The following is a 16,842-nucleotide window of genomic DNA, read 5'->3' as shown; positions in this document are numbered from 1 at the left end:
TCGAGACCGGCTTCGGCCCGCGTCCGGGAGCGCGATCATGAACAAGCCAATCTTTGTGCTCAATGGACCGAACCTCAATCTTCTCGGTCAGCGCGAGCCGGCGATCTATGGAACCACGACGCTTGCCGATATCAGGAAACGGTGCCTGACCAAGGCAAAGTCTTTGGGATTCGACGTCGAGTTTCGGCAGACCAATTTCGAGGGCGAACTGGTCGAGAGCGTGCATCAGGCCAGGACCGACGCCTGTGGCATCATCATCAATCCTGCCGGTTATACGTTCACATCGATCGCTCTTCTGGATGCGTTGAAAATGTTCGACCCGCCGAAGATCGAGCTGCACATTTCGAATGTTCATGCGCGCGAGAGCATCTACCACAATTCGCTGATCTCGCGCGTTGCCACCGCCATCATGATCGGCTTTGGAGCCGACGGCTACGAACTTGCTATCCAGGCGATGGCAGGAATGGTCAAGCGGGACTGAACTTTCAGGAAGACGGACCGGAAGGATCGCCATGAATTATAAGTTGGATTTCACCCCGGTCATAGATGGCCTGCCGAGCCTTCTGCTTGGCTGCCTCGGGACATTCTTGCTTGCCATTTGTGGGATGCTGCTGGCGATCATCATTGGAATTGGCGGCGTTGCGCTGCGCGACTCTGCGCTCAAACCGGCGCGATGGCTGGTCATCGCCTTCGTCGAATTGATCCGCAACACGCCTTTTCTGGTCCAGATCTTCTTCATCTATTTTGCGCTTCCGCTGACAGGCATCAGGCTGGATCCGACGCCGACGGCGATTATCGCGCTCGGCATCAACGGTGGTGCCTATGCCATCGAGATCATTCGGGGCGGCGTTCAGTCGATCCCGAAGGGACAGATGGAAGCGGGGCTCGCCCTTGGTCTGCACAAGGCTCAGGTCTTCCGTCTGATCATTCTCAAGCCGGCATTGCGGGCGATCTATCCGTCGCTGACGAGCCAGTTCGTCCTCCTGACGCTCACCACCAGCATTGCATCGGCGATTTCGGCCTACGAGCTGACCTCCGTATCGCAGCGCATCGAGTCGGAGAGCTTCCGCAGCTTCGAGGTCTACTTCACGGTCACGGTTTTCTATTTCGTGATCTCCTGGCTGATGATGCGCATCTTCGCGCTGTTTTCGGCGCGCTACTTCAAATATCCGGTCAAGTAGGAGGAATTCCATGGGTCACGACGAATTCGTCTTCCTCCTGATCGGCCTGAAGTGGACCGTGGTCCTGTCCGCCGTCGGCTTCGTCTGCGGCGGCATTGCAGGGCTCGGCGTCGCCCTTGCGCGCGCCTCGGGCATACCGCTGCTGGAACGCGTGACGGCCGCTTATATCGCCGTCTTCCAGGGCACACCGCTGCTGATGCAGCTTTTCGTCGTCTATTACGGCCTGGCGCTGCTCGGGCTGATGCTCGATGCCTGGGTGGCCGTTGCCATCGGCCTGACCCTGCATGCGAGCGCCTATCTCGGCGAGATCTGGCGCGGATCGATCGAAGCGGTTCCGCGCGGCCAGACGGAAGCGGCAAAGGCGCTCAGCCTCAGATACGTCTCGCGCATGAGGGATGTCATCCTGCCGCAGGCGCTGCGCATCTCGCTGCCAGCCACGGTCGGCTTCCTCGTGCAGCTGATCAAAGGCACCTCGCTTGCATCGATCGTCGGCTTCACCGAGCTTACGCGGGCCGGCAACATCATCTCCAACCAGATCTTCCAACCGCTGACGGTCTTCGGCATCGTCGGCGCTCTCTATTTCCTGATGTGCTGCCCACTGACGATCCTTGGCGCGCGCCTCGAACGAAAGTTTGCCGCCTCTGCGCGCTGATCCGCATCCCTCGTCTTCGATGCGGTCCAGCCGCCAACGTGGAGTTCTACCGATGACCAGTCCCAGTCCTGCTCAAGGCGCGGAAACGATGATCACCATGGAGCGGGTGGAGAAGTGGTATGGCGCTTTTCAAGCCCTGCACGACATCAACATATCGGTTCGCAGCGGCGAGAGGATCGTCTTGTGCGGGCCTTCCGGCAGCGGGAAATCGACACTCATCCGCTGCATCAACCATCTCGAAACCTACGAGAAAGGGGAAATCCGCGTCGGCGGAATTCTTCTCGGCAATCAGGCCAAGACCATCGATGCGATCCGTCGTGAGGTCGGCATGGTCTTCCAGCAGTTCAATCTGTTTCCGCATCTGACGGTGCTGCAGAACTGCATGCTGGCGCCGATGAAGGCTATCGGCGTCGGCAAGGCGGAGGCCGAGGAACGGGCACGCGGGCTGCTCGAGCGGGTCAAGATCCTGGAGCAGGCCGACAAATATCCGGTGCAGCTTTCGGGTGGCCAGCAGCAGCGCGTGGCCATTGCCCGCGCGCTTTGCATGCGGCCGAAGGTGATGCTGTTCGACGAGCCGACGTCGGCGCTTGATCCAGAGATGGTCAAGGAGGTGCTGGATACGATGATTGCGCTGGCCGACGAGGGCATGACGATGATCTGCGTCACCCACGAAATGGGCTTTGCCCGCCAGGTCGCAGACCGCGTGATCTTCATGGCCAGCGGCGCGATCGTCGAGGAGGCCCCGCCGGCCGAGTTCTTCACCAACCCACAGCATGAGCGAACCAGGAAATTCCTCGGAGAAATCCTGCGGAAGTAGGGCGTCTCAAGGTCGATGCCTCTGGCAAATTATGGGAGCCGGCAATGAAGCCGCTAGAGATTGCAGTCATAGGAGCCGGCCTCATCGGCAGGCGCCACGTCGAGCGAATTATCTCCGAGCCCGGAACCGTTCTCTCGGCGGTGATCGATCCTTCTGCCGCCGGGCGCGACTTTGCCGAGAATGTCGGCGCCCGATGGTACCCGAGCTTCTCAGACATCCGCGTCGAGGACAGGCCTGACGGCATCATCGTGGCAACGCCGAACCAGCTCCACGTTGAGAACGGAATGGAAATCGTCGCTGCCGGCATCCCTGTCCTGATCGAGAAGCCGATCGCCGACGATGTCGATGCGGCGGCAGCACTGGTTGCCGCTGGCGAGAAGGCAGGCATACCGCTGCTCGTCGGCCATCACAGGCGCCACAATCCGATGATCCAGGCGGCCAAGCAGACCGTCGACAGCGGAAGGCTTGGCCGGATCATCACGGTGCACGGCACGTTCTGGGTCGCCAAGCCCGACGACTATTTCGACATCCCCTGGCGGCGCGAGGCTGGCGCCGGCCCGGTCTTCGTCAACCTGATCCACGATGTCGATCTCTTCCGATATCTCTTCGGCGGGGTCGAAGCCGTCCATGCGATGGAATCCCACGCCGTGCGGAACCATGCCGTCGAGGATACGGCCGTCGTGACGCTGCGTTTCGAAAGCGGGGTGCTTGCCACTCTCAACGGCAGTGATGCCGTGGCCGCGCCCTGGAGCTGGGAGACGACCACCGGCGAAAACCCTGCTTTTCCCCGTTACGATCAATTCTGCTACCAGATCGGCGGCACCAAGGGTTCGCTCGGAATTCCTGATCTGACGCTTTGGACGAGCCCTTCGAAGCCCGATTGGCTGGAGCCGCTTGCCGAGCAGCGCGTGACTTACCAAGCCGCCGATCCCCTTTGCGTTCAGCTCAGACATTTTTGCGATGTCATTCGTGGCGATGCCACGCCTCTGGTGAGTGGCCGGGAGGGCCTTGCCACGCTCACGGTCGTCGAAGCGATCAAGAGATCGGCGCACTGGGGGCAGATGATCCACCTCTCTAACGCCAGCGCCTCTTCCGATCCCCAGAAAGTCTGACCACATGATCACCGGGACGACCAAACTCATCGCTCACCTCGGCTACCCGACGGAGTCCTTCAAGGCGCCGCTGATCTACAATCCTTACTTCGAGAAGAACGGAATTGATGCCGTCGTCGTGCCGATGGGCTGCAGGCCGGAGGACTATTCGGCATTTCTGAAGCTTCTGTTCCGGTTGTCCAATATCCACGGTGCTCTGATCACGATGCCGCACAAGATTTCGACGATGGCGCTGCTCGACGAAACGTCGACCAACGCGAAAGTCGCCGGCTCGTGCAATGCAGTGCGTCTCGGTTCGGATGGCAGGCTGATCGGTGACATGTTCGATGGCGAGGGCTTCGTTCGCGGCGTGTTGCGCAAGGGTAAAAAGGTTGAAGGAGCCCATGCGCTCATTGCGGGTGCCGGCGGCGTCGGCTCGGCGATCGCCGCGTCGTTGGCACAGGCCGGCGTGGACCATCTCGCCATCTTCGACGCCAACGAGACGACCGCGACCGCGCTGCAGGACAGGCTGAGGAAATATTATCCGCAGCTTGAAGTAACGGTCGGCTCCGCCGATCCGGCAGGCTTCGACATCGTCGTCAATGCGACCCCTCTCGGAATGCGACGGGGTGACCCGCTGCCGATCGATATCGACCGCATCTCGCCTTCGACCTTCGTCGGCGAAGTCGTGATGACGAAGGAGATAACCCCTTTCCTCGAGGCCGTGCGGGCGCGCGGCTGTGCATTTCAGGTGGGGACGGACATGTTGTTCGAACAGATCCCGGCCTATCTCGAATTCTTCGAATTCCCGACGACGACGGCCGACAATCTGCGGGCAATCGCCAAACTCGGATGATGCGAATTCAGAGCATGGTGCCGAAAAGTCTGAGGGGTTTTCGGACGACTTCCTGTTCTAGAGCGAGGCGGTGATGCCGCCATCGACGGTCAGCATGTGGCCGTTGACGAAGGAGGAGGCATCCGAGGCCAGGAAGACGGCGGCGCCGACAAGCTCCTTGACCTCGCCCCAGCGGCCGGCCGGCGTGCGGGTTTCAAGCCAGCCAGAAAACTTCGGATCATCGACCAGCGCCTGGTTGAGCGGCGTACGGAAATAGCCGGGCGCGATCGCATTGATCTGCAGACCGTATTTAGCCCAGTCGGTCGCCATGCCGCGCGTCAGGTTCTTCACCGCACCCTTGGTGGCGGTATAGGGTGCGATGCCGGGACGGGCGAGTTCGGCCTGGACGGAGGCGATGTTGATGATCTTGCCGCGGCCGCGCGAAATCATTGCCTGGGCGACCGGCTGGCTGACATAGAACAGGCTGGAGACGTTTGTCTTGAAGATCTCGTCCCATTTGTCGACCGGGAAATTCTCCAGCGGTGCGCGAAACTGCATGCCGGCATTGTTGATGAGGATGTCGATCGGGCCGATCTCCGCCTCGATATAGGCGATGGCGGTTCGGCTGGCCTCCGCATCGGTGACGTCGAAGGCGGYGCTGACGGCATGGCGATGGCTGCGACGGATATCCTCGGCGGCGGCCTCGGCCTTCTGCGCGTTGCGGCCGTTGATGATGATCGAGGCGCCATGCTCGGCAAGCCCGACCGCCAAGGCGCGGCCGATGCCCTGACTGGAGCCGGTGACGAGGGCGCGGCGGCCGGAGAGGTCGAACAGGGGGAAGGTCACGAGGCTGCTCCTGATTTCATTGCGCTCTGCATAGCCGGTTTCCGGCATGAGATGCAAAGGCGCTGAATCAGGTGGTTCCAAGCCTCCTGATATTCCCCGTCAGCTCCTTCGCCAGTCGCAGGCTGGCGGCGGTTGCTATCGTCATTTGCGGCAGCAGCAGCCATTCGAGCGTCCAGGCAGCACCCGAGCGTTCCTGTTCGTGCACGAGGGACTGGTGGACGCCCGATAAAAGAGTGGCGTTGAAGCGCGCGAGCGAGATGAGGACTTCGGCAGAAACGGGGTTCTGCTTGTGCGCCATCGCCGACGAGGTGCCGCCGCCCGAGATTTCGATTTCATCGCCGTCCTGGGCAAGCAGCGCGATATCCTGCCCCATCTTGCCGAGACTGCCCGATATTGACGCGAACAGGCCGGCAATATCGGCGATTGGCAGACGCCCGCTTTGCCATTGCGGCGCATCGGTGAGGCCGAGTTCCTGGGCGAGGGAGGCGCGGATTGCCGCGGCCTGCGACCCGAGCTTGTCCAGCGTGCCTGCCGCACCCCCGAACTGAACGGGAAAACTCTGCTCGGTCAGGCGGTCGCGATAGGTCGTCAACGGTGCGCGCCACGCATTGAGGCGATCGGCGACGGTGATCGGGATCGCCGCCTGCATGCGGGTATGACCCATCAGCTGGTTCCGGCCGAACTGGCCGTCCAGCGCATCGAGCCCCGCGGCGATGGTGGAAAGCCGGCCGGCAAATAGGAAGACGACGGCCTTCAGGCGGATCATCAGGCTGGTATCGATGACATCCTGGCTGGTAGCACCGAGATGCAGGCTTTTTGCCGCTTCCTCGCCAACATCGGTACGCAGCTGCTTGATGAGGTCGGGAACGACGACGCCGTCCCTTGCCGTTGCCGATCGAAGACTGGAGACCTCGGGTGAGAAGGCGGCGCAGGTGTCAGCGATGCGCCTTGCGGCTTCGGCAGGGATCAGGCCATGAGCGGCTTCAGCCTTGGCGAGCGCGGCCTCGAAGGAGAGCATGGCCCGGATATCCGCCTCGGCAGAGAAATAGGGCGCGATTTCATCGTCGCCGAGCAGGCCGGAAAGGAAAGGATGGTCGAAGGGCGATGCGGTCATGATCGTCTCGGTTCGTGGTGGTGGCCCCTTATCCGGCTGCCGCCACTTCTCCCGGTTGGGGAAAAGGGACTCGAGGCGGCGTCCGCGCTTCATGGGCAGGTGATCTCGCGTGGGCACGTCCCCTCTCCCCTAGGGGAGAGGGCAGGGTGAGGGTGAGGGTGAGGGGGACGCTACCTGCAGATAACCGCCCCAGCAAGCCGATCGCGACAGCCGGCCCTTAAATATCGAGAAACACCGTTTCCTTTGGGCCTTGCAGATGGATGTCGAAATGACAGGTCGCGCCGTCGCGGGTGGCGATCATAGTTGCGACGCGCTCGCGATGTTCGATGCGCGAAAGCAGCGGGTCGGCGGTGTTGGCCTCCGTCTCCTCCGGAAAATACATGCGCGTGTGCAGGCCGATATTGATGCCGCGGGCGACGATCCAGAAGGTGATGTGCGGGGCTTGTCTGCGGCCGTCCTTGAAGGGGACACGGCCGGGCTTGACCGTCTCGAAGCTGTAGACGCCGTCTTCAGCACGGGTCGGGCAGCGGCCCCAGCCGGTGAAACTGGGATCGGCGGCGCCGCGCATTTCCGACGGGCTGTTGTAGAGACCGGCGCTGTCGGCCTGCCAGATCTCGATGACTGCATCGCGCACCAGCGCGCCGGCACCATCGAAGATCCGGCCGGTGACGGTGATACGCTCGCCGAGCGTCTTGTCGTTGACCATCTCGATGCCGAGATCGGTGTCGTAGACGCCCGCTATGTCACAGAAATTCGGCGTCAGGCCGATATGGACATAGGGGCCGGCCGTCTGCGACGGGGTTTCCTTGAGGTAGCCGAGCTGCTGCATGGTCAGTTGCCCTCCGGTCTGTTTTCGAACATCGTCGAGCGGCGGCCGCGCAGCACGATATCGAATTTATAGGCGCGTGAATCCATCGGGATGGTGTTGCCCCAGTCGAGCGGCGCGATCAGTTGCTCGATCGCCGCCTTGTCGGGGATGGTGCCGACGATCGGACATTTCCAGATCATCGGATCGCCTTCGAAATACATCTGGGTAATCAGGCGTTGGGCAAAGCCATGTCCGAAGATCGAAAAATGGATATGGGCGGGACGCCAGTCGTTGATGCCGTTCGGCCAGGGATAGGCGCCGGGACGGATGGTGCGGAAATGGTAGTGGCCATCCTCGTCGGTGATGGCGCGGCCGCAGCCCCCGAAATTCGGGTCGATCGCCGCCAGATAGGTTTCCTTCTTGTGGCGATAGCGGCCGCCGGCATTGGCCTGCCAGAATTCGACCAAGGCGCCTGCAACCGGCCTGGCGCGCTCGTCGAGCACGCGGCCATGGACGATGATGCGCTCGCCGATCGCACTTTCGCCGGGCTGCGCGTAGTTCAGGATCAGGTCGTTGTCGAGTTCGCCGATCATCGAATGGCCGAAGACCGGGCCGGTGGTCTCGGAAATCGTGCCGTCGAGCGACAGCAGCGCGCGCTGCGGCGCACGCAGCACGGAGGTCTTGTAGCCGGGGGTCAGCGCCGGCGCATGCCAGGCGCGGTCGCGGGCGAAGAAGCCGCCGGTCTCGGGCTTGCGGTTCGGTCGTTCGGACATTTTCCTCCCTCAGGCCGCCCTTTCGGCGTCCATCTGTTCAAAAGCCTGCTTTGCGATCTTGATCGCGTGATTGGCGGCGGGAACGCCGGCGTAGATTGCAACATGCAGCAACGCCTCGCAAATATCCTCGCGGGTCGCCCCCGTATTGGCGGTGGCGCGCACATGCATGGCGACCTCGTCGTCTTGGCCGAGGGCCGCCAGCAGAGCGATCGTGACGATGGAGCGCTCGCGCTTCGTCAGCGCCGGGCGCGACCAGACATGGCCCCAGGCAGCTTCGGTGATCAACTCCTGGAAAGGGCGGTCGAACTCCGTCGCAACAGTTGCGGCGCGGTCGACATGGGCGTCGCCGAGCACGGCGCGGCGGGTCGCCATGCCCTGGCGATAGCGCTCGGAGGAGGACGCGGTCTCATTCATGGGCTGACATCTCCAGACGGAATGGATGTAAGGAAGGCGCGGATGATCGCCGTCAGTGCCTCCGGCTGCTCGACGCAGGGAATGTGCGCGCAATCAGGGATGACCTCGTAGCGGGCGCCGGATATCAGCTTGGCGGTCGAAAGAACGAGATCGGGCGGCGTCGAGCCGTCCTGGTCGCCGACGACGCAGATCGTCGGGACAGTGATCGTCTTGGCGATTTCGGTAAAATCGGCATCGCGGATCGCGGCGCAGGCGGCGAGATAGCCTTCGACCGGCTGGCGCGTCAGCATGTTGCAATAACCGGCATAGGCGGTGCTCTCGGGCCGGCGGAAGGCGGGTGTGAACCAGCGTTCCATGATGGCGTCGACAATGCTGCCGATGCCGTTTCTCTCGACGGAGGCGATGCGGGCGTTCCAGCTCTCCGCCGTGCCGATCTTGGGAGCGGTGTCGCAGAGGATCAGCGCGCGGACCAGATCCGGCCGGCGGTGATAGAGCGACTGGGCGATGAGGCCGCCGACGGAAAGGCCGCAGATGACGGCATCCTTGACCGACAGCAGATCGAGAAGGCCGGCAAGATCCGTCGCATGGTCCTCGATCGATGAGGGGAGCTGGCCGACATCGGAAAGGCCGTGGCCGCGCTTGTCGTAAAGCACGATGGCAAATTCACCGGCAAGCCGCACCACGACATCACGCCAGATGCGGAAATCCGTTCCGAGCGAATTGGTAAAGACGATCACCGGCCTGTCGGCGGGGGCACCAATGATCTGATAATGGATCGTCACGTCGTTTATGCGGGCGAATTGCACGTCACTCTCCTCCTGTCCGGTGAAATTGACTGGTTGATCCGGTTAAGTAAAATGATATTTATTGGCATTTCGATAACCCTGGAGTTATGCGAGCGATGATCGACAGCCGGGTGAAGTTCCGCCATCTGCAAACCTTTGTCGAGGTAGCGCGGCAGAAGAGCGTCATGAAGGCGGCCGAATTGCTGCATGTCAGCCAGCCGGCGGTCACCAAGACGATCCGCGAACTGGAACAGGTGCTAGGTGTCGATGTTTTCGAGCGCGACGGCCGCGGCATCAAGATCACCCGCTACGGCGAGGTCTTCCTGCGGCACGCTGGTGCTGCGCTGACCGCATTGCGCCAGGGCCTCGATTCCGTCTCGCAGGAGCAGTTTTCCGAGGCGCCGCCGATCCGGATCGGTGCGCTGCCGACGGTGTCATCGCGCATCATGCCGCGGGCGATGGAACTCTTCCTCAAGGAAAAGACCTGGAGCCGGGTGAAGATCGTCACCGGCGAGAACGCGGTGCTCCTGGAGCAGCTTCGTGTCGGAGATCTCGATATCGTCGTTGGACGTCTGGCAGGCGCCGAGAACATGGCGGGCTTTTCCTTCGAACATCTTTATTCCGAGAAGGTGGTGTTTGCCGTGCGCGCCGGCCATCCGCTTCTCGACGGCCGGCAATCGCTGTTTGCCGGCTTCGCCAACTATACGGTGCTGATGCCGACGCGGGGCTCGATCATCCGGCCGGTGGTCGAAAACTTCCTCATTGCTAACGGCGTCTCCAGCCTGCCGAACCAGATCGAGACGGTGTCGGATTCCTTCGGCCGCGCATTCCTGCGGGCAAGCGATGCGATCTGGATCATTTCTAACGGCGTGGTGGCCAACGATGTCGCCGACGGGCGGCTGGCGCTTCTGCCGGTCGATACGGGCRAGACCAAGGGGCCGGTCGGGTTGACGATGCGCGCCGATGCCGTGCCGTCGCTGCCGCAATCGATCCTGATGCAGACGATCCGCGAGGCGGCAGGCGAGGTTGCCTGACATAACGGAGGTCGGACCGATGGAGGATCAGAAAAAGGATCCGGGCAGGCGGGCAACGGAAGCGACGGTGAAATTGGCCGCGGTGCTTTCGGTCTATGCGAATACGCGCATGCTGTAAAACGGTGCTCACCGAACCGTCATGGGAAGGCCGAATGCCGCCGGAAGATCGTTCCGCATGGCCCGAGAAGATGCCGAGCTCGGTGGAGGTCGGTTCGCGGCCGATCAGATCCGGAATACGTCGGTACTGGTCCGGCTTCAGGCCACGGCGTGCGATGAGTTCCGGCGCAATCGGGATGGTGCCTGGATGGTCATGAGGTCTCGAAAGTCCCTGCCGTTGGTGGTGTCCGCTCTCTAGCCTCTCTAGGGACGGCCGCGGCAGGAAAATGCCCGCCGTCAACAGCGGGCAGGCAACTCTTTAGCTCGGGAAGAGCAGCTGCTTCTTAGAACTTGTAGCCGACCTGCAGGCCGGCACGCGTCATGCCATCGTTCGGCCCGTCGCAGAGATTGGCATGCGAGGAATGGGCGATCTCAGCCATCAGGTTCCAGGGTGAAGCGGTAGCCGGCGCCGAGATATTCGTGGAAAAGGAGGCGACAGCCGAGTTCCGGGCCGTCACCGTCGCCGTCGAGATCGCCAGTATGGATGACGCCGCCGAAGCCAGCCTCGGCAAACAGCTTTTCGCTTAAATCGACCGTCCAGGTGAAACCGGTGAAGAACTGGCTGGCTTCGCCCGACGTGCCGATCGAGGTGCCTAGATGGACACGGGGATGCAGCAATTTCTGCTGCCAGCCGACTGCCGTGTCGTAACCGAAAGGATCGAAGAGAGCGGTAATTTCGGGAAAGATGCCGTCTTCCCTGGAATGGCCCGATTGTACCGAAGCCGAAGCGCCGAAGCGCAATTCATCGAATATCTGCTGGCTGGCATTTGCCGAGCCCCCAACCGGGATGGCGGCTGCCGCTGCCAATGATGCCATACGCAAAAAATGTAACGCGACCTTTCCGAAGTCGACCCTCATTTGCTGTCCTTTGATTCGCGTCAGACGGGAACAACAAAGAGGTAACATTGGCGTAAGATTTTGCCAAAGGCCCCATTCCCGAACGGTAATGGGAATGGTGAATTGTCAACTTATATTCGGTTTTGCGCTGCTTTCACTCTCGGCATCCTCTGTGGCGTACGCACAAGGAGAGCCGAGTTTTGATTGCTCCAAAGCGAAGACTCATGTCGAAAAAGTTCTTTGTTCTGACGGCAATCCGGAATGGGTTGGATCGATCAGACTGTGGCTGACCGCGACCTGACCGGCGGTAGCGCCAGGTGCTGACGGCGCAGCGTTGGAAACCAGCCAATATACCTGGCTCACAAAGCGCAATCGGTGCAAGGGGTCAGATGCGTACCACCGCAAGATCCGCTCCCGACCGCTGCCTGGATTATGGTGACGCCCAAAACGGCAATCGACCGATCGTCGAAAAGACCAACTCTTTAAATTCCTTGATGCTTGTCCATATATGGACTATATCTAGTTCAAGACAGGAGGCTTTCATGCAGCATGCACGACGGGAGCACCGAGAAGGGCAGGGGCTACAGCGGCTGGATGTGGAGCGATTTGCTCCGGCAAATCGCAGGAAGCTCAGCGCCCCGGCCTTGCGAACCTTCCTGGCGATCGCCGATCTCTGGGGATTGACGGAAGAGCAGCGTCTGCTCGTGCTTGGCTATCCCTCTAGGTCGACCTATCACAACTGGGCCAAGCAAGCGCGCGAGCACGGCGCCTTCACGCTCGATGTCGATACGTTGACCCGCATCTCGGCCCTGCTTGGTATCCATCAGGCTCTCGGCGTGCTGTTTTCCGATGAACGCGCTGGCGTCGCCTGGCTACGCACGCCGCATCAGGCGCTCGTTTTCAGCGGGCATCCGCCGCTTGATATCGTGACGAATGGGACCCAGGACGGGCTAATGACCGTCCGCCGGTTTCTCGATGGCGCACGAGGTGGTCTCTATATGCAGCCGAATATGCTCGACGAAGCGTTCACACCTTACGAAGATGCGGACATCGTCTTCCGGTGAGGGACCGTTTCGCCAAGGCGCCACGTCCGTCCTACCGGCTGATCCCGTCGCAATTTCCGCCAATCGGGCTTTTTGAGACGGTGACGAGGGCGGCCGATCTCGAAGCCGTGATGGAACTCGTCGGTTGGACCAACGACCGTCTGGTCGCCGACCGCATCCAACGGCTTCCCGAAGCCGAGTGGGTGTATGGCACACCCAACTCCAGTATCGTGATGGCGGCGTTCCTGCATGTCGCGCCGGGCGGAATGCGCTTCAATGGGCCGGATCTCGGTGCCTGGTATGCCGCCGACGATCTCAAGACGGCCGCCGCGGAGGTTGGCCATCATCTCAGGCGCGAAGCTTACGCGCGCGGGGTCGCGACGATGGCGCGCACCTATCGAAGCTATGCGGCCAATCTGATTGGTGATTACCTCGACATTCGCGGAGAGCAGATCTTGCGGCCCGATGTCTATGACGGCACCAGCTATGCGGCGTCGCAGGTGCTGGGGGAAGAGGTGCGCTCGAGCGGCGGCGCCGGTATTCTCTATGACAGTGTCCGGCTGAGAAGCGGAGTGGCCATCGTCGCCCACCGCCCGCGCAATATTCAGGGCGTCGTCCAGGCCGACCACTTCGAAATCACCGTTTCGGCCACCGACCGGCGCATCGATGTGAGAAAGCTTCCAGCCTGATGGGGGCCGCCGCGGACGGCGCCGGGGGTACGGGTGATGCTCAAACCGGCAAACGTTCGGCCCATGCCTTCACCGCCTTCGCCATCGTGGCGAGGTGATCGGCACTGGAGAAACCGGAGATGGTCTTGCGCGGCTTGAGGTCGTGGTCGCCGTCCTCCAGCCAGAGGATCTCGATCCTGTCGGAGAGATCATAGCCCCGCACCTCGTCCCGCGTGCCGAATTCGTCGCGTGTTCCCTTGCAGATCAGCGCCGGCGTCGTCAGCCCTTTAAGATGGCCAGTGCGCAGCTTCTCCGGCTGGCCGGGTGGATGAAATGGATAGCCGAGGCAGAGCAGGCCTGCGATCTTTCCCCGACGATGAAGATCGTCGGCGATCATGCTGGCGACCCTGCTGCCCATCGACTTGCCGCCGATGATAAGCGGGCCGCTGGCGCCGAGCTCGTCAATGGCTGCCTCGTATTCGGGATTGAGCGTTTCGGCCCGCGGCGGCGGCTCGCGGCCTTCTAAGGTGCGGCGGGCAGCCATGTAGGCGAATTCGAAACGGGCGACGCGGAAGCCGACGCCGGCGAGTGCATTTGCCGCTGCTGTCATCGATGCCGAATCCATCGGCGCGCCGGCGCCATGCGCCAGAAGGATAGTGAAGCGCGCATCCTGGGGCCCCTGCAGCAGAAACCGGTCAAGCATCGGTAATCCTCCATCCCATCGTCGGAACCATGTCGACGGCCGTGACTTTTCCTCGAAAGGAGACTGACAATGTCGACGAATGATCAAAACGTAAAGCCCGAGCAGCGGCGCCCCAAGGATGTCGGCGCCGTTCCTGAAAAGCCGGAGCCCGCGGACGCGGAATCGATGGCGCCGCCGGTGGTGCAGCCGGCTGGGGTCAGAGACAAAAGCGAACGACCTGTGGTCAATCCGATCACGGGGGTCGCCTCCTGATCGACGACGGTCGATTGTCGTGCAAAACCGCGGAACCGCCTCTTGAAACCCCGGCAGAAAGGGTCCATATACCCGTCCTGCCTGAAAAATGGATGCGCGCGGTATCGACGTCGTCGAACTGTTCGTTGTCCGACAGGATAAGGGCGCTCCCCGCAAGGGTCGAGCGCCCTTTTTGCTCTACAGCCCTCGTGCCCATTCTGGCGCGTTCTGAACGTTCCGGCCGGAAGTGGCGGGCGCCTCATAACCAGGCTGCAGGTTCAAATCCTGCCCCCGCAACCACTGAAACTTGCAAATTTGCCCACTCCGGGTATTTGCTCTTGAGCTCCTCCGCGTAAGCGTCGAGGAGCTTTTGTTTTTTGGCTTCCGTGTCGATCTCGCCGGAGGCAATCTTCGCCATCAGGTCGTTCTGGGCGGCAGCCAGAAACTGGTGCTCGAGCACGTCAATCGCCTCCATGGATGCCATGATGTTGGCGATTGATCCGTGGACCTGCAGGGATGCCGGCTGATGGCCCGGCGTCTTGCCGATCACGACGGTCTGGATCAAATCGCGCACGATGGGCATCAGCCGCTGCTTGGCTTGTTCATCGGCATTGTGGCGGGCGAGGAAGATGAGCTTGCGGATGATGATCTCCATATTAGTGGGATTGAACTGCGCCTTGAGCTTGGCGATCTTCTCCTGAAAATCCTCCACCGGCTCTGCCAGTGCATTCAGCTCCGCCGCCAGCTTCTCGCGTCGCTTCCAGTTCGTCCAATTGATCGTCGAGCGCGGCGAGGCGAGGGCGGCCTTCCGCAGCTCGATCGCTGATCTGCTGGATGATGCTGTTCTGGCGTTGGGTGGTTGCCTTCAGCGCGGCCGTCAGCTCATCCCGTTGGGAAGGCGACTGCTTCAGGAGGTTGACCTCATGCGTAATCATCCTCTGCGAAATGCGATCGAAAATCTCCATCGAGTAGAACGCCACCGGAATGCAGTTCAGGACCCGCTCTTCGAGCTCGTGACGAGTGATTGTCTTACTGTTGGAGCAGCAGGCGCCGTCGAGCGCCTCGATCGGCAAGCGCTTCTTGCGGTTGGTGCAGCTATAGCGGTCCTTGCCGGAGATCGCATAGGGACCGCCGCATTCGGCGCATTCCAGCATGCGGCTCAGGAGATATTCCGGGCGCTGGGTCGCGTTAAGCCGGTTCGTCTTGGCGCTTTGATAGAGGTCACCGATCTCGGCGTCGCGCGCGCGGTTCGTATCTCCTCAAGAGCAAGCTTCATCAAATGAAACTTTCACGAACAGACTTCGGGGATTGTGCAGCTTGATGCAGCAGCACAACGCGGCGGAGGCGGTAGGAAAACTATCGCCCCGCCGAAGCGCTTGCTGGAGATACAGAAGAGCTGCGTTGATTGATCGAGTGTCCCCGGGTCGGGCTGCGCTACATCTAGCTCTCTGCTTTAAGGGCATGCTTGACGCGCAGGATGGTGATCACAACAGATCCCACCACCACCGGAACAGCGACAAGCATGATCACCGGATCGAAATGGAATCCTGCGTGGTCGGCTGACTCATATATAAATTTCAGCAAGCTCAGCAGGTAATAGCTAATTGCGATCATCGAAAAGCCTTCGACCGCGCGCTGGATCTTGACCTGCGTCGCGGCCCGATCAGCCATCGCCTGGATCTGTGTAGCGTTCTGAAACTCAATCTCGACCTGGATTCGGGTTTGTAGCAGGTCGAGCAGGTGCATCGCAGCCCTTGACAGGTGTTCAAGTCTCAACGCGGTTGCTTCGCAGGTACGCACCGCAGGCTTGAACCGACGCTCCACGAAGGTGCCGAAACGTTGAAAGCCGGGGACATGGGTTTCCCGTAAAAGGGCGATCCTCTCTTCAACGATTTTGGCGTAGGCAGCGGTTGCGCCAAACCTGTTTCTGGTCTCCGCGGTGGCTGAAATGATATGCGACGAGAGAACAGTGATTTCCTCGAGCAATTGCTTGTGCTGATGTGCAGGCGTACTCAAGTTTCGATTGGTGAGCCGAACGAGTTCCGCGTCATATCCGCCCAGAAGCGGCGCAAGACGACGCGCCTCCGGCAATCCGAGCAGCGCCATTGACCTATAGGTTTCGATCTCAAAGATCCGCCGTACCATGCGCCCAAGCCGATGTGCATTCAGGTCCTTGTTGAACAGGATGATTCTGCTTGAATTGTCCTCTCGAACGCGAAAATCGGAGCAAATCTGTGCCGCCCCGCCGCCGATTGATGACGCGGCGGTATCGCCGAAGTCGAGCGATTTTAGAACCGTTCCCAGCTGGTCAGGAGGGTTTTCGAGGACAAGGATACTCACGTGGCAAACGAGCAGAGGAGAGCTCAACCCTGCTAGCCTCGCAAAATCACCTTCACAAAGATCAGTTTCCGGCCAACCCTGGGGCTCGCTGGCCAATTTTCGGACCCGCGTGACCGTCACGAACTCAGTGTGCCGTTCAACTCTGACTGAAATTCCACCGTCGGCTTCGAGACTATCGTGGAACTCCTTGATCACACCATCCAACGGCATGAAAGCAACGTGCTCGACGATCGCCGGACCGGTAAAATAAATCGACGGTCGAGCGTGAAGCTCCGAGTTGAAGTCTGCGGCCCCCTGTTCAAAGGCAGCTGGACTAGAGATCTGTGGTGCGGATGCAGACACCGTCGGAAAGAATGCTTCGTCTGCGCCCTTTGAAATCATGTCTGTCTTCCCCATTCCCAAAAGCACACGAACCGGCGAACCTATATGAAGCGAATGCAATCAACTTGAAAAGCCCCGCCGGGGTGCAAAGAATTTGCCGATCCTCGTCGAGGTTCGAGCGCTTGCGGTCGAT

General features: G+C 61.0%; 20 protein-coding genes and 1 pseudogene. 10 read left to right on the top strand and 11 right to left on the bottom strand.

The features are described 5' to 3' along the window. Positions 1-37 precede the first annotated feature (37 nt). The 6 genes from AC1ECN_RS19645 to AC1ECN_RS19620 are packed head-to-tail and all read left to right on the top strand — an operon-like array spanning position 38 to position 4,597. Entirely contained in the window at positions 38-481 is a 444-nt protein-coding gene (locus tag AC1ECN_RS19645; protein ID WP_027665748.1) for a type II 3-dehydroquinate dehydratase, read from the top strand. Positions 482-512: 31 nt separating this feature from the next. Then, positions 513-1,181, top strand: a complete 669-nt coding sequence (locus tag AC1ECN_RS19640; RefSeq protein ID WP_017991876.1) for an amino acid ABC transporter permease — start codon at positions 513-515, stop codon at positions 1,179-1,181. A 10-nt stretch (positions 1,182-1,191) separates the two neighbouring features. Beyond that, positions 1,192-1,833 carry an amino acid ABC transporter permease gene (locus tag AC1ECN_RS19635; protein ID WP_018071495.1) on the top strand — a complete coding sequence of 214 codons (642 nt, stop codon included), beginning with the start codon at positions 1,192-1,194 and terminating at the stop codon, positions 1,831-1,833. Positions 1,834-1,885: 52 nt separating this feature from the next. Further along, a complete protein-coding gene (locus tag AC1ECN_RS19630) occupies positions 1,886-2,650 on the top strand; it encodes an amino acid ABC transporter ATP-binding protein (RefSeq protein WP_018071494.1) in 765 nt (254 codons plus the stop codon). A gap of 44 nt (positions 2,651-2,694) precedes the next feature. Further along, entirely contained in the window at positions 2,695-3,762 is a 1,068-nt protein-coding gene (locus AC1ECN_RS19625; RefSeq protein WP_130673840.1) for a Gfo/Idh/MocA family protein, read from the top strand. A gap of 4 nt (positions 3,763-3,766) precedes the next feature. Continuing rightward, complete coding sequence (locus tag AC1ECN_RS19620; protein WP_130673839.1) at positions 3,767-4,597, top strand: shikimate dehydrogenase family protein; 831 nt, start codon at positions 3,767-3,769, stop codon at positions 4,595-4,597. Positions 4,598-4,654: 57 nt separating this feature from the next. Here AC1ECN_RS19620 and AC1ECN_RS19615 read toward each other — a convergent pair whose 3' ends face one another. The 6 genes from AC1ECN_RS19615 to pcaD form a co-directional block, all read right to left on the bottom strand. Continuing rightward, positions 4,655-5,422, bottom strand: coding sequence for an SDR family oxidoreductase (locus AC1ECN_RS19615; protein WP_477953873.1), 768 nt, complete (start codon positions 5,420-5,422; stop codon positions 4,655-4,657). Positions 5,423-5,489: 67 nt separating this feature from the next. Next, on the bottom strand, positions 5,490-6,536 hold the full coding sequence (locus AC1ECN_RS19610; RefSeq protein WP_130673837.1) for a 3-carboxy-cis,cis-muconate cycloisomerase: 1,047 nt from the start codon (positions 6,534-6,536) through the stop codon (positions 5,490-5,492). Between the two features lie 217 nt (positions 6,537-6,753). Further along, positions 6,754-7,365: a protocatechuate 3,4-dioxygenase subunit alpha gene (gene pcaG, locus AC1ECN_RS19605; RefSeq protein WP_130673836.1), complete on the bottom strand. Its 612-nt coding sequence runs from the start codon at positions 7,363-7,365 to the stop codon at positions 6,754-6,756. 2 nt (positions 7,366-7,367) lie between these two features. Further along, positions 7,368-8,117: a protocatechuate 3,4-dioxygenase subunit beta gene (gene pcaH, locus AC1ECN_RS19600; RefSeq protein WP_130665807.1), complete on the bottom strand. Its 750-nt coding sequence runs from the start codon at positions 8,115-8,117 to the stop codon at positions 7,368-7,370. A gap of 9 nt (positions 8,118-8,126) precedes the next feature. Continuing rightward, positions 8,127-8,531, bottom strand: coding sequence for a 4-carboxymuconolactone decarboxylase (gene pcaC / locus AC1ECN_RS19595; protein WP_130673835.1), 405 nt, complete (start codon positions 8,529-8,531; stop codon positions 8,127-8,129). After that, on the bottom strand, positions 8,528-9,337 hold the full coding sequence (gene pcaD / locus AC1ECN_RS19590; protein ID WP_130673834.1) for a 3-oxoadipate enol-lactonase: 810 nt from the start codon (positions 9,335-9,337) through the stop codon (positions 8,528-8,530). The genes pcaC and pcaD overlap by 4 nt, the downstream gene beginning before the upstream one ends. Before the next feature lie 95 nt (positions 9,338-9,432). On the opposite strand from pcaD, the gene pcaQ reads away from it, so the two are divergent. Further along, positions 9,433-10,350 carry a pca operon transcription factor PcaQ gene (pcaQ, locus tag AC1ECN_RS19585; RefSeq protein ID WP_477953870.1) on the top strand — a complete coding sequence of 306 codons (918 nt, stop codon included), beginning with the start codon at positions 9,433-9,435 and terminating at the stop codon, positions 10,348-10,350. 440 nt (positions 10,351-10,790) lie between these two features. Here the strand turns inward: pcaQ and AC1ECN_RS19580 are convergent. Continuing rightward, a pseudogene (locus AC1ECN_RS19580) lies at positions 10,791-11,364 on the bottom strand (acyloxyacyl hydrolase). Positions 11,365-11,885: 521 nt separating this feature from the next. Between AC1ECN_RS19580 and AC1ECN_RS19575 the strand changes: the two are divergent. Beyond that, positions 11,886-12,407, top strand: coding sequence for an MbcA/ParS/Xre antitoxin family protein (locus tag AC1ECN_RS19575; RefSeq protein ID WP_130673832.1), 522 nt, complete (start codon positions 11,886-11,888; stop codon positions 12,405-12,407). Further along, positions 12,404-13,075: an RES family NAD+ phosphorylase gene (locus AC1ECN_RS19570; protein WP_130673831.1), complete on the top strand. Its 672-nt coding sequence runs from the start codon at positions 12,404-12,406 to the stop codon at positions 13,073-13,075. The genes AC1ECN_RS19575 and AC1ECN_RS19570 overlap by 4 nt, the downstream gene beginning before the upstream one ends. Before the next feature lie 40 nt (positions 13,076-13,115). Here AC1ECN_RS19570 and AC1ECN_RS19565 read toward each other — a convergent pair whose 3' ends face one another. Next, positions 13,116-13,757 (bottom strand): alpha/beta hydrolase family protein, encoded by a 642-nt coding sequence (locus tag AC1ECN_RS19565; RefSeq protein WP_477953867.1) that lies wholly within the window; start codon positions 13,755-13,757, stop codon positions 13,116-13,118. A 69-nt stretch (positions 13,758-13,826) separates the two neighbouring features. On the opposite strand from AC1ECN_RS19565, the gene AC1ECN_RS19560 reads away from it, so the two are divergent. Next, the gene (locus tag AC1ECN_RS19560) at positions 13,827-14,009 is read left to right on the top strand and encodes a hypothetical protein (protein ID WP_003548476.1); all 183 of its coding nucleotides are present in this window, start codon (positions 13,827-13,829) and stop codon (positions 14,007-14,009) included. A 238-nt stretch (positions 14,010-14,247) separates the two neighbouring features. On the opposite strand, the gene AC1ECN_RS19555 is transcribed toward AC1ECN_RS19560, so the two are convergent. The 3 genes from AC1ECN_RS19555 to AC1ECN_RS19545 all read right to left on the bottom strand — a co-directional run bounded on the left by AC1ECN_RS19555 (position 14,248) and on the right by AC1ECN_RS19545 (position 16,709). Then, positions 14,248-14,700 carry a hypothetical protein gene (locus AC1ECN_RS19555; RefSeq protein ID WP_130673829.1) on the bottom strand — a complete coding sequence of 151 codons (453 nt, stop codon included), beginning with the start codon at positions 14,698-14,700 and terminating at the stop codon, positions 14,248-14,250. After that, positions 14,645-15,142: a recombinase zinc ribbon domain-containing protein gene (locus AC1ECN_RS19550; protein WP_130673828.1), complete on the bottom strand. Its 498-nt coding sequence runs from the start codon at positions 15,140-15,142 to the stop codon at positions 14,645-14,647. The genes AC1ECN_RS19555 and AC1ECN_RS19550 overlap by 56 nt, the downstream gene beginning before the upstream one ends. A gap of 286 nt (positions 15,143-15,428) precedes the next feature. Beyond that, positions 15,429-16,709, bottom strand: coding sequence for a DUF3422 domain-containing protein (locus AC1ECN_RS19545; RefSeq protein WP_130673827.1), 1,281 nt, complete (start codon positions 16,707-16,709; stop codon positions 15,429-15,431). Positions 16,710-16,842 lie beyond the last annotated feature (133 nt).

The organism is Rhizobium sp. 01N447_2 (assembly GCF_056399245.1).
The sequence above is the reverse complement of the archived record's forward strand: the minus strand, read 5'-3'. Positions and strand labels throughout refer to the sequence as shown.